Raw genomic sequence first — 11,991 nt, forward strand, 5'->3', positions numbered from 1 at the left:
CTAATGTTATTGCGGTTTGGGTACATCCTAGGCTTAGTCGGCTGTGTGGTACGAGGACGAATATAGCGAATGCACGCCGTGCTGACTAACGCCCTAAGCGATATAAGCAGGAGCATGGTGTGTCGGCTGATTCGGATCCTACATGGGTTTGGCGTTATTGTAATCCGCTAAGCTTAGTAGATTTTCCAGATAAATTTCAAGACAACATCTATGACTTAGATAGAATGAATTTAACACAGGCTCAACTGCCATTTTCTCCATGGTCAGACAGCTATTGGCCATCCTATCAAGGATCTATTGCACAACGGTATGCTGATCCACGCATGCCAAAATCATCTCAATTTAAAGACTATGATAACTATTTAACTAAAATAAATCCTGCGATCAATTTGGTAAAAAACAATCAAATAAATTTGATGTCACCATCTGAGAAATATGATTTTTTAATGAACGATCCAAATTTCACTCTTACTAATAAAATATTGGAAAATACACGATCTAGAAATAAAAACCCTGAATCTTGGGAGGGTCTTTGTCATGGTTGGGCCCCCGCATCTTATATGTATCAAAGGCCATCTAGAAGCATTACGCTATATAATGCTGCAGGCAAAGCGGTAACATTTAGACCTTCGGATATAAAAGCTCTTAATACGTTACTTTGGGCTCGGCTCTCTTACAAAACAAAATTTATTGGCGGGCGTTGTAATATACAAAATCCTAAAACCGATGAAATCGGTAGAATTTTAGATAAAGACTGCAATGATAACAATCCTGGATCATTTCATTTGGCACTTATTAACCAAATTGGAATTAACAAACGTAGTCTTGTTTTTGATGCCACTTATGATTATCAAGTTTGGAATCAACCAATTACAGCCTATAACTTAACCTATTACAATCCAGAAACAGGAAGTATTAGCAAACGAGCTCAAGATGTAATGATTGCAAAAGAAAAATATAGTAAAGATAAATTTAAAAAATATCGCTCAAGGGAAGGTGATAGTGTTGTTGGCGTAAAATTGACCGTAGATTATGTTTTAGAAACCAAGCCATCAACTAAAGAAAGTGACTCACCAGCCAATGATTCGGTCACTCAAGTGACCTACTATTACGATCTAGAGTTAAATAGTAAAACGGGTAAAGTAGTTGGTGGAGAATGGCATCAAAAAGGCCATCCTGATTTTTTGTGGACCCCATCAGCAGGTAGTGAAATTAGCAGCAATATTGTACCAAAAACAAACTCACATTTTGGCCCGTTGTTTATGTACCATCATTATTGGTGGATTGACTCACCTCGCTCAACGGTAACGGATTGGTTGCCTTACTCAATTAGTGCAGCCAAACAAATGACCGTGCCATTAGAAAATATAGTGCGTGCACTAACGGCTTGGTCCTCTAATCCCATAGAAGACGGCATCTTGCCAGAAGCAGCACAGCAACCCAATATCCCTGAAAAATACAAGTGGGCCAGACAGTAAACGAAATCTCTATAAGATAAAAAAATGAGGGATAACTTACAACGTCTTTGTACGTTATCGTAAGTGACCCCTCATTTTCAATGTGCCTAAAAGTATTCCGATGCCGCGTACTTTGCAAAGAAGTCCACGCCCAGTACGTGTTCATAAAGCAGCAAGGAAAAAATTATTCGATTCTGCAAATGGCACAATGGCTTAACCTCTCGTGGGGCATTATATGCCTAGCCTATACTTTTAAATGAGCTTCAAGATGGGGGATATACCATATCCCACATCCAGACTTGATTCGGGCCGGTGGCGGTGAAGCTGGTCGGTTTGGCTTTGCATACTGCTTTGGCAGCCCGCCCACGATGCTGAAGCTGATTAGCTTGACGCAGTACGCGGTACATCGTTGATTCAGACGCCAAATAGCGGCCTTCGTCGCTCAGAATAGGCACAATCTGGCTGGGTGGAGCGCTGTTAAAACGTGGACCGTTACACACCGATAAAATCGCCTGACGCTCCGTTTCACTGAGCTTATTCGCCGGATCATGCCGTTTGACCAAGGGCCGCTGATCCGCGATCACCTTACCGGCCGCTTGCCAGCGATACCAGCTATGTACCGAAATGCCGATGATTTCACAGGCACGATATAAGCTCGCACCCGCATGACAAGCCTGCTTGATCCAAGTGGTCAGCCGCTCTCGTTGGTCCAGTGATGTCAGTCTTCCCCGGATTCGCCCCAAAAGGCGCGCACCTTTTTTTGCAGAATCAGCAATGCGGCCGCCTCCGCTAGTGCCTTATCTTTACGCAGAATTTCCCGCTCCAGCTGCTTGTTTTGCTTGCGCAGCGTTTTGTTTTCTTGCGCCTGCTCCGGCGTGCTGGCTTCAGCTTGGCCCTGCGCCTGAATGGAGAGATCGCGCCATTGTTTCACCTGCTCTGGGAACAAACCCTTGGCACGACAATATTCGCTGAGCTCGATTTCGGACATGGCAATGGTTTCGACGACCACGGCAAAGCGGGTTTGGGCAGACCAGTTTTCACTGCTGCGATGATGTTCGGGCACGGGGCGCCCCTCCTGGCGAAGTTGATTTCGCCAATTGTACAGCGTGGCTTCGGAGAGGTTTTCTTGCAATGCCAACTGCCGGATGCTGACGGGATGGGGCACTTTTCCAGTTAGAGTTATCATCTAGCCCCTGAGTCCGCGCACGCGTTACACCTTACAACATCTAATTTTGTTCATAATCACACCGTATAATTTATGAAATGTTTGACCAGAAAAAGCAAAGCTGCATGTAATATGCAAAAATTACTGTAAGCCCTTGGTTTATTATGACCTTTGATCTACTTGCCTCTTTCGCCGCCGCTTTCAATCAAGATCAGCGCCTTATTTCTCTTCAACTGGGCGACGGTGCTGCATGGGGCGAACAGTTACTTCCCCAACGCGTAACAGGTAGCGAGGGGATCAGCCAGGCTTATCGCTATCAGGTAAATTGCTTATCCCCCGACAGTGGTTTAGAGCTTAAATCACTGCTAGGCTTGCCGATCGTCTTGTCTATTGCAAATGCCAATGGCGATGCGATTGAGCGTTGTGGGGTGGTGAGTCAGGCGCAGCTTTTAGGCTCGGACGGGGGCTTCGCTAAATATTCCCTCACCGTAGAGCCGCCTTTTGCCCTGCTCAGATACCGCCGTACTTCGCGGGTCTTCCAGGACTTATCGATCGTCGATATCGTGAAGCAGGTACTGGCCGAACATCAGGCCAAAAATCCTGTTTTTGCCTCAGTGCAAACGCTAGATTTCAAGCTATCCGGCGAATACCCACCGCGCTCTTATTGCCTGCAATACCGTGAGGATGATTACGCCTTCTTGTGCCGATTAATGAAAGAAATCGGTCTTTCGTGGCGCTTCGAATATTTGGCGGGTGATTCCCCACAAGTGCAGCTTGTGGTTTTTGATGATGTTTTCTCCATCCCCGAAGCTTTAGAACCCATCGCCCGCTTTCACCGTGCTGATGCCAGCGAAAAAAGTGACTCACTTACGACATGGAACAGCCAGCGGCAAATCGGCAGTAGCTCGGTTTCCCTTGCCAGCTTCGATTACAAAGCCACGCTTACCCAGCACAGCCTGAACGAAAGCGCGATCGATCAGGGCGAAGGTGGGCAACAAATCCAATCAACTCTAGAATATTACGACCCGCAAACGCATTACTACGCCAGCGATTTAGACCAGCTCAGCCACGATGCCAAGCTGCGTCAGGACGCAATGGACGCGCAAAAGAAATCGTTTACTGGCTCTGGCACTTTACGCAGCTTACAAGCGGGGCAATGGTTCCGCTTAGAAGATCACCCCGCGCACGAGTGGGACAGCGCCGAGCAGCGCGAATTCGCCATCACCGAGCTTAAATTCACCGCCAACAATAATTTGCCGGTGGATCTAACTCAGCAACTTGGCTTAGTTGCACCTAGCCTGCTTGCCACGTCAGCCAAAGATAACGCACCTTACCAATCCGATTTCACTGCGCAAAGACGCGGCCAGCCTGTGCTTAGCCATCTTGGCGAACAAGAATTTACCAAGCCCACCAGCCCAGGCTTACAAACCGCCACCGTAGTTGGCCCTGCCGGATCAGAAGTGCATACCGACGAGCTGGGCCGCATAAAAGTACAATTTCACTGGCAGCGTGCCGCCGAACACCCCGAGTTTGGCGCAAATATGGACGACAAATCATCCTGCTGGATACGCGTTGCCGCGCCATCGGCAGGCGCAGGTTTTGGGCATCAATTTATCCCTCGCATCGGCCAAGAAGTGACTGTGAGCTTCCTTGAGGGCGATATCGACCGCCCTGTTGTCACTGGCGTGGTCTACAACGGTAGCCATTCAGTGCCCGCGTTCAGCGGCGCAGGCGCTCTGCCTGCCAATAAAACACTATCGGGCATCAAAACCAAAGAGCATGAAGGCGGCCAGTATGGCGAGCTGCTGTTTGATGATAGCAAAGGTGAAGTACGCACTAAATTATCCAGCGAGCACGGCAAAACCCAGCTTAACCTTGGCTATCTGATCCATCCAAGAACCGACGGAAAAAGCGAGCCACGCGGCGAAGGCTTTGAGCTGCGCACCGATATGCAAGGCGCAATCCGCGCCAATGGTTTACTCATTAGTACCGAAGCTAAAAGCGGCGCATCTGGCAAGCAACTCGACCGCAGCCCCGCCCAAAGCCAGCTTGAATCCGCCCTTTCACTAGCCCAAAGCCTTGGTGAAACGGCCACCAACCAGCTTGCCGACACCATAGAAACCGGCGAAGACAATAAAACAATTAATCCGGACAATAGCGCGGGTGACCAAAACAGCCAAGGCCATCTACATCACCACGTCCACGCCAGTAAAAGCCTTGAAGCAGGCACAAATACGGATAAAGACGGTAAAAGCCAGTCCGAAAAGCAAGCAGGCCAACAGAATATTATTCTGCTACACGGGGAAGACGGCATCGCCATCACCAGCCCGCAAAGCCAGACGATTACCGCAGGCACAAACCTTGATCTGGTTGCGCAGCGCGACACCAACCAAACCTCTGGCCGCCGCTGGATTCACAACGTCGGCCAGCACATCAGCCTATTTGTGGCGGGGGTAAAGGATAAAGTCGCGCTAAAACTGATCGCCGCCAAAGGCAAAATCCAGTTGCAAGCGCAGAGCGACGATATTGAAATCACCGGCGATAAAGACCTAAAAGTCACTGCTTGCAAGGGCCTACTCAGCATTTCGGCTAAAGACGAAGTTTTAGTCACCGCTGGTGGCGGCTATATCCGGCTAAAAGGCGGCGATATCGAAATTCATTGCCCAGGGGAAGTAAGCATTAAGGGCGCGAGCCATGATATGAGTGGGCCAACCAGCCTGAATGCGCCCTTGCCCAAGTTTGCCAAAGGCTGCGAGCAGAGTATGGATGCCGCCGCAGCATCTCAAGCGGCCACTGTGCGCTTAAGCTGAGGGATAAAAAATGACAGATCAAACCATGGCAAGCCACCCTACTACTATTTTGCAATGCCTGAGCGATAAGCTGCAGGCAGGAAAACAACTCTGCCTTGCATTAGATTACAGCCACAGGGCGCTTGGGGATGAAGAATTGCTGCTAGATGAAGCGGCGAAGTTAAAGGGTTTTGTTGTGCCTTTAAAGCATCGCTCGCTCAACCCAGCAATGCGGCCGTATTGGCTGCCATTGCCTAGCGAAAATTTAGAATATCTGTTGCCCAGTATCGAGCAAGCATTGCAAGAAGCCTCGCCAGATTTAATTGCCGAAGGCTGTGGCCGCAGAGTGGCTGGCTGGTTAGAGATTGGGGGGGATGCCCAGCAAGCCGCCTTACATATCAGCCAACAAATGATTCGCTCCTCTCCTTTAGGCGGAAAGCATTTACTGCGCTTACATGATCCTGCCGTGCTGTGGGCCCTATGGCCGCTACTGAATCATGAACAGCAAAAATACTTACTCGGCCCCGTGGCCAGCTGGAGCCTGATTGCACCTAACGGGCAGCTGATGGCTTTGCAAATCAAGCCGGATACGGGCAATAACAAGGGCACTCCTGATATATGGGGCCGCCAGCTTTGGCAGGATATCGCCCTTATCGCGCCATTTAATCAGGCGCTGCTGGCCTATCTGGCGCAAACCGCCGATTTGCAGATGGCCCAACTAGATCATCTACACGAGCTTGGCTTTGCTGCCATCAAACGCGCCAGATTGCTGGGCTTTAGTGACGATGCAGATTTAGCACTCTTTACCCAACACGCTTTGATTATCCACCCGTTTTTTGATCGCCACCCTCTGCTGCAACAATGCCTTGCAGCGCGGCATGCGGATAGTTATTACGGCGGCCTGATTGCAGAGCTGAGTGATAACGATTGGCAAAGCATCGCCGCAAACACCTTCTAGTTTTACATAGGGCACTACCTTTCAATTCTCAGGAAATCACCAAAGCATGAGTCAGCTATGTAAAGAATGCCAAGCCAGTGGCTTACCCATTATGCCGGTGCGTTATGCCGTCGTTCCCAAGGCTGTAGCAGCGAAGCTACCCGCTTGGGCGGAAGGCACAAGGGTGAAAGACATTGCCTTGGGCGATGAGTTTCATTACGCATTGCGCACCATTCGTGCAGGCTATGTGTATCTGTTCTACTCAAAAAACGCCCGTGGCGCCAAGCAATGGGAATGCTTTACCGTGAGCGAAGATGGGCTGCTCATGCTACAGCACACACCCAAATCCGCTTCAGAACCCAAAGACACCGTCACCTGCAACCCAAATACGGGCCATAACAATAGCCGCTTGCACCACTTGATTATTGATCGTCCAGACGATTGCGGCCCAACATGGATCGCGTTTAGCGAGCACAAATGGAGCGATGAAACCTTGGCGCAATATGGCAGCGATGCCAAGCTGCGCAGCGCCAGAATGCAGGAAATCGACCCTAAAGCCATGGCCGCTGGAGCCAAAAACGCGCATAGCAGCCCAGCCAGCCAAGCCGCACTAGAAAGCATCATGGAATACAGCCCGGGTTTTTCCTCAGCTCAGTTACCCTACGATCAAAAAGTGCCTGAATTTAGTAAAGAAGATGGTAGTTTTTCTGAAAAAAAATTGGCGATGGTCAGCACGCTTTATCAGGTGTGTCGTCGCAAGGGTATGGCCGCAGAGACACTGCAATTTATGCAGGCACGCGCAAAAAAAAGCACAGGGGGAAGTAATACGCCACAAATCATGGCCTTGTGGGATGCAATTGGCACGGCGAATGAACTAAACGGATTTAGAAGTGATCCTGCTGGTTTTGTTTTGCAGTATGGCATTGAACGGGAGTTTGAAATTGATGGTCTTACTGCAATTAATAGTTTAAAAGAGATTCTTTCAAATAAAACTGGCGCAATAGCTGACAATAGAGAGTTGAAGCTCCCTTCTGCGAACGATGGCAATCTTATGCGCTCTTTAGCCATCAGAAAAGAAATGGCATATGCTCAATTTAATAGAGATAAAAACCAACAGCGCTTGGATAAAGAGTTGGCAGATATAGAGCGCGAGCGAGCTCGTCCAAGTATGGAGCGAAAAGATAAATTAATCGCTCAAAGCTGGGCCAAGTATGAAAACAATATTGATCAGGACCGATATAATTTCTTTAAGAATAAGCAGCAAGCTCTTTTGGACCAGAGCCAAGCGCTGTCTGACGCTCGAACTAAAATCCTCATTAAATGGTTAGAAGCGCCATTATTTATTGATACATTAGAAGATTATCATGAGGCTAATCCTAGTGATGGTATCGAGTTTGAATGTGTTATTGGTGCAGCCATTCAAGGCATTAACTCATGCCAGTCTGGCAATATAAAATTACAAAGTTGGGCACAACAAACCAATATCGATAAAAGCAGTTTGCTTTATCGAGCAATTGCTCAAAATCAGAAAGAGATTATTAACGAGTTAAAGCCATACTTATCGCTGGCCAAGGAACAAAAAAACCACCCCTATACCGAGGCAGATTTTAAAGAGGGAATGAAGACTTTAACTTCCGGGCAAAAATTAGCGGATGTATATAAAAAATCTCTTTCTCTAGAATCTACAAATGCCAAAGCAAAAAGCACAACGGGCACCAAAGCCTTTGGTATTGCATTAAAAGCCGCCCCTACCGGTAAACTCGATCTATTTATTAAAACGGCGGGCACAGCGATATTGCAAGCATTTAATCCTCTTTTTGCAAAAGGAGCCAATCCAGCAACCCTAAGTAATGCAGGGCATTTTTTGGGTGAAAAATACATTCAAATGATCTTAAGCACCAGAGCATTAGTTGCCCCTAGTGATGCACAGGCATTAATTAAAGAACAATATAAAGCGGATGTTTTACGTAAGCAGGCTAAAAATGCTGCTCCAAAACCGATTGCCCCCTTAACAACAAAAGAGATCTTAAAGCGGGAAGCTGGGTTTAGGAGAAGCCAAGGTAAGGTGTTGGGCGAAGCATGGGGTAACTTTAAAAAAAACAAGCCGACGGACTATGCCCCAGCACTAAAAGACATGCGCCTAACCTTGCTGGTGGTTTTAATTGAAGGGGTTAATCTTGGTCGTATCATGACGTTTTATCATGATGACCTTCGTACCCAAGCTTTGATTGCGGCCTCTGCTATTTCGCTGGCTGCCGGTCTGGTAGATTTAGCAGGAACACCGCTTAAAAATGCATTAAGCACTGGGGCGGATAGCGTAAGCTTCCAGAAGCTTAAATTACTTGGTGGTGGGCTAAGCACGGTAGCAGGGCTGATTGGAGTGGCTATAGATTTTAGTTTTAGTGTGAAAGAAGGTACAAATGGGAATGTTGGCTTAGCTGCGTTGTATGGAGTTAAGAGCTTTGTTGGGCTTGCTTCTGCTACGACAACGGGGTTGAGTACTTTTACATACGCCGCACCTATTTTACGCGGAGTAGGTCAAGTTGCAGCCGCAGATATGGCAGGCGCTTTGGGGGCGCGTGCAGCTGCTGCTATCGGTACACGTATTTTCTTTATGTCTGCAGGTCTTTGGTTAACCGTAGGTGCTTTTGCTATTCAATTAATTATTTGGAAAGTAACCGATGATGCACTGGAGAAATGGCTTGATGCTACTCCGTTTGGAATTAAGCATAATAAGCCAGGCGCTTTTCAAGATAGCAATGTGATGAAAGAAGCCCTTGAAGCGGCCATAAAGGAAGCACTTAATATTACCTTAGAGAAGGAGGAAAAATGAATAAAACCAGCAATGCATCAGAAAAGCCCACGGGCGTGATTAAAATCAGTGGTCAAATTAAAAACTATAAAGAGACCCGTGCCCGCGCTAATTTCTTTTTTACTGAAAACGATCAAAATGTTATGGGTATGGCCGCGATTGGCGCTGCTTTGGTGGGTAATAGTGGTCAGGCCATGGGCGCGGCCATATCAGCATCTGACATGGAAGAAGAAGCCGATTATTTAGAGTTTGAAATTGATAATATTAAAGTAAAAGGCTGGGTTTGGTGTAGCCCATTTAAAAATGATGACTATGTAGAGGTGGTGGGCGAATGGAATAATGGCTGTTTTGAATTGGCGGCTATTGCGAGACCCGATGACCGAATTATTGCTCTTTATCCGCATTGCTCCCGAGGTAAAAAAGCGCATATTAGAAATGCAGTTAATTTGTGGTTTTCTGGTGTAACGGCATTTTTGTGGTTAGCTTCATTTTTGGTGCCTTTTGTCTTCATGTTTATAGAGAGTAGCATTATTATCAGTACATTGATTATGATGATTGGGTTGTTAATTACTTTATTTGTGTATTTGTTTTTTGGTAAAAAAGGATTAGGTGTTCAATCAATCGTGATGCTTTTTATATTAATTGGCACTCTGAATTTTAGGTCAGTGCTTGATGTATTAGCCGTGTATTGGCCCGTCCCAGTATTTTTTTATATATTTATGGGGGCATTTGCGATTAATTATTCATGGAAAACCATGAAGTTTGTGACGGTTGCAACTCATGTTTTTAAAGCGCTCGGTTTAGAAAATCCATCCAGTGTGGATTTGCCAAAAAGATCAAAAATGAATCCATTGCCCATCTCTCCTGTAGCAGCCAAAGCACCGCCTTCTAAATCAGCGATTGCCAAAGCCGCTAAAGATGCCGCTGCCGCCAAAGCACTTACGCCTAAAGCAGCGGCTAAAAAAGTGGCCAAAGATAAAGCAAATGCAGAATACGCCGAATACCTCGCTGCACACGCCGCAGAGACTGAAGGCCCCGTCAAACCATCATTATCAGCGGCATTTGGCAGTATGTATTTCAGGTATTAATCAACGATAGAGCCTGCATAAATAATATGTTTAAAACATCAGAAAAGCCCTCTGGCGTGATTAAAATCAGTGGTCAAATTAAAAACTATAAAGAAACCCGTGCCCGCGCTAATTTCTTTTTTACTGAAAACGATCAAAATGTCATAGGTATGGCGGCCATTGGGGCCGCTTTCGCAGGTAATAGCGGTCAGGCAATGGGCACGGCCATATCAGCATCTGATATGGAAGAAGAAGCTGATTATTTAGAATTTGAAATGGATGACAAGAAGGGTCATTGTTTCTACCGCTGCCATGGCTGCGGAAGAAGGGGTGATTGCAATTCTGGGGCTTAGTTTAACGGGCTGGGGCTTGGTCTTATTGGGACTAGGCATGCTTGCATACTCTGGAGCAGGGATGATTACGCCAACCAAGCTACAGGACTGGGCTAAAGATTGTTATTTTGGCTCGAACAATGTATTTGTTACAGCACAGGATGAAGAAAAAGCTTTAATGAAGCTTTTAACGCCTATTACCCCAAGCAAGGATCAAGAATCGATCAAGGTGATGCCTAGACCAGATAACCTTCTTGAAGATAATTCAATTTCATATCGTAAAGCTTAAAGCCCATGACCCAGACTGACTCAAATGCAGCCTATCGCCTATTAAAAGGTGAATATCCACCCGTAATGATTGATGCATCCAGTATTGGTATTGCAGCATTTTTAAATAAAGAAACCACAAGCCGCTGCTCAGGCAGCACGCTTAGTGAAGTCAGAATCGTTTACAAGCAAGCCATCGAGCTGGGCAATACCACTCACTATCAACGAGGCTTGTTAATGCTACTCTCTCTTCTCGTTTTTTTTGGGGGATTGCCACTTATGTCCTATGCTTTATATATTTCAATATTTCAACTGGAGGCAGAAGGAATATTTACTTTTTTATTTAAAATTTTCTCCATATTATTTAGTGGTTTTTTTAGTTTTTTTGCACTTAATCTTGGACTGTATCAGTTTAGATCCGATATGTTTTCCCTTAAAAACGATAGCTTATTTTTTGATAGAAAAAAGAAAAAAGTTTACCGTGTTTTTAGAAACATACCAGGCCTTATCGATTACGTTAAAAATAGCTTTAAAAAACGTAATCCATTTTATCCTTGGCCTACCGTGATTGTTGAATACGATTGGGATTCTTTAATATTTGTTTATGTTTCAAAAGTAGTGATGTTGGGGCAATTGCCATCGACGGTTCACACCCTAGGTGTAGGGATTAAAGATCCTGACTTTGCACAAAAACAAGCGGCAAAAAGTGACCATGATAAAGCCTGGGATCAAATGCTAAAGCATGAGGCCATACCAAACTTTGTTGATTTCTTTACCATTGGCAATCCACTAGTCATGAGTGAATATTCAGTGCAGGCATTATGGGCGTATCTGCATGCCTATATGGAAGAAAACGGCCCGGCTTTACCTGTTGGCGAAACTTTAGCCGAAGCTGCCCCTAATAGTTGGTGGCAATCTATGGGGTGTATTGGCCCATATGGCCCAAAAATAAAAAAATGGAATCAGGACCATCCTATTTTTGTGGTGATGTCCTTTTTGTTTTTCCCTATCTTTGGGCCATTTTATTTACTCTGGGGCACCTTTGTAAGCGCCTAGCCCTCCCATCTAAACGCCCTTTCCTTTTTTCGTCATGCTGAGGTTTTTATCAAGCAGGAGGATTTATGGGGGATTTGCAGACGCGGCGCGGGGAGTGGCTACTGCGTGT

10 protein-coding genes are annotated in these 11,991 nt (G+C 46.2%); 8 read left to right on the forward strand and 2 right to left on the reverse strand.

Annotation, left to right across the window (positions count from 1 at the left end; genetic code table 11):
* Positions 1–119 precede the first annotated feature (119 nt).
* Positions 120–1,478 (forward strand): hypothetical protein, encoded by a 1,359-nt coding sequence (locus tag R6242_RS21200; protein WP_318430700.1) that lies wholly within the window; start codon positions 120–122, stop codon positions 1,476–1,478.
* A 242-nt stretch (positions 1,479–1,720) separates the two neighbouring features.
* Here the strand turns inward: R6242_RS21200 and R6242_RS21205 are convergent, their stop codons facing one another.
* Both R6242_RS21205 and R6242_RS21210 read right to left on the reverse strand, forming a co-directional pair.
* Positions 1,721–2,200, reverse strand: a complete 480-nt coding sequence (locus R6242_RS21205) for a hypothetical protein (protein ID WP_318430702.1) — start codon at positions 2,198–2,200, stop codon at positions 1,721–1,723.
* The gene (locus tag R6242_RS21210; protein ID WP_318430704.1) at positions 2,176–2,643 is read right to left on the reverse strand and encodes a hypothetical protein; all 468 of its coding nucleotides are present in this window, start codon (positions 2,641–2,643) and stop codon (positions 2,176–2,178) included. The genes R6242_RS21205 and R6242_RS21210 overlap by 25 nt, the downstream gene beginning before the upstream one ends.
* Before the next feature lie 143 nt (positions 2,644–2,786).
* Here R6242_RS21210 and tssI point away from each other — a divergent pair, with 143 nt between their 5' ends.
* The 7 genes from tssI to R6242_RS21245 all read left to right on the forward strand — a co-directional run bounded on the left by tssI (position 2,787) and on the right by R6242_RS21245 (position 11,882).
* A complete protein-coding gene (tssI, locus tag R6242_RS21215) occupies positions 2,787–5,432 on the forward strand; it encodes a type VI secretion system Vgr family protein (RefSeq protein WP_318430706.1) in 2,646 nt (881 codons plus the stop codon).
* Between the two features lie 10 nt (positions 5,433–5,442).
* Positions 5,443–6,369 carry a DUF4123 domain-containing protein gene (locus tag R6242_RS21220; protein ID WP_318430708.1) on the forward strand — a complete coding sequence of 309 codons (927 nt, stop codon included), beginning with the start codon at positions 5,443–5,445 and terminating at the stop codon, positions 6,367–6,369.
* 91 nt (positions 6,370–6,460) lie between these two features.
* Positions 6,461–9,181 carry a T6SS effector BTH_I2691 family protein gene (locus tag R6242_RS21225; protein WP_318430718.1) on the forward strand — a complete coding sequence of 907 codons (2,721 nt, stop codon included), beginning with the start codon at positions 6,461–6,463 and terminating at the stop codon, positions 9,179–9,181.
* Positions 9,178–10,248: a putative type VI secretion system effector gene (locus R6242_RS21230; protein WP_318430710.1), complete on the forward strand. Its 1,071-nt coding sequence runs from the start codon at positions 9,178–9,180 to the stop codon at positions 10,246–10,248. Before R6242_RS21225 ends, R6242_RS21230 begins: the two co-directional genes overlap by 4 nt.
* Positions 10,249–10,274: 26 nt before the next feature.
* Positions 10,275–10,580: a hypothetical protein gene (locus R6242_RS21235; protein WP_318430712.1), complete on the forward strand. Its 306-nt coding sequence runs from the start codon at positions 10,275–10,277 to the stop codon at positions 10,578–10,580.
* Positions 10,540–10,848 (forward strand): hypothetical protein, encoded by a 309-nt coding sequence (locus tag R6242_RS21240; protein ID WP_318430714.1) that lies wholly within the window; start codon positions 10,540–10,542, stop codon positions 10,846–10,848. The genes R6242_RS21235 and R6242_RS21240 overlap by 41 nt, the downstream gene beginning before the upstream one ends.
* A gap of 215 nt (positions 10,849–11,063) precedes the next feature.
* Positions 11,064–11,882 (forward strand): DUF6708 domain-containing protein, encoded by an 819-nt coding sequence (locus R6242_RS21245; protein ID WP_318430720.1) that lies wholly within the window; start codon positions 11,064–11,066, stop codon positions 11,880–11,882.
* The last annotated feature ends 109 nt before the right edge of the window (positions 11,883–11,991 follow it).

It is taken from the genome of Iodobacter sp. CM08 (assembly GCF_033446605.1).
GTDB lineage: Bacteria > Pseudomonadota > Gammaproteobacteria > Burkholderiales > Chitinibacteraceae > Iodobacter.

Excerpts from the sequence above, each read along its gene's own strand:
- R6242_RS21210 (WP_318430704.1), bottom strand. The coding sequence starts at position 2,643 with ATGATAACTCTAACTGGAAAAGTGCCCCATCCCGTCAGCATCCGGCAG.
- tssI (WP_318430706.1), top strand. The coding sequence starts at position 2,787 with ATGACCTTTGATCTACTTGCCTCTTTCGCCGCCGCTTTCAATCAAGAT.
- R6242_RS21220 (WP_318430708.1), top strand. The coding sequence starts at position 5,443 with ATGACAGATCAAACCATGGCAAGCCACCCTACTACTATTTTGCAATGC.
- R6242_RS21225 (WP_318430718.1), top strand. The coding sequence starts at position 6,461 with ATGCCGGTGCGTTATGCCGTCGTTCCCAAGGCTGTAGCAGCGAAGCTA.
- R6242_RS21230 (WP_318430710.1), top strand. The coding sequence starts at position 9,178 with ATGAATAAAACCAGCAATGCATCAGAAAAGCCCACGGGCGTGATTAAA.
- R6242_RS21235 (WP_318430712.1), top strand. The coding sequence starts at position 10,275 with ATGTTTAAAACATCAGAAAAGCCCTCTGGCGTGATTAAAATCAGTGGT.
- R6242_RS21240 (WP_318430714.1), top strand. The coding sequence starts at position 10,540 with ATGGCTGCGGAAGAAGGGGTGATTGCAATTCTGGGGCTTAGTTTAACG.
- R6242_RS21245 (WP_318430720.1), top strand. The coding sequence starts at position 11,064 with ATGCTACTCTCTCTTCTCGTTTTTTTTGGGGGATTGCCACTTATGTCC.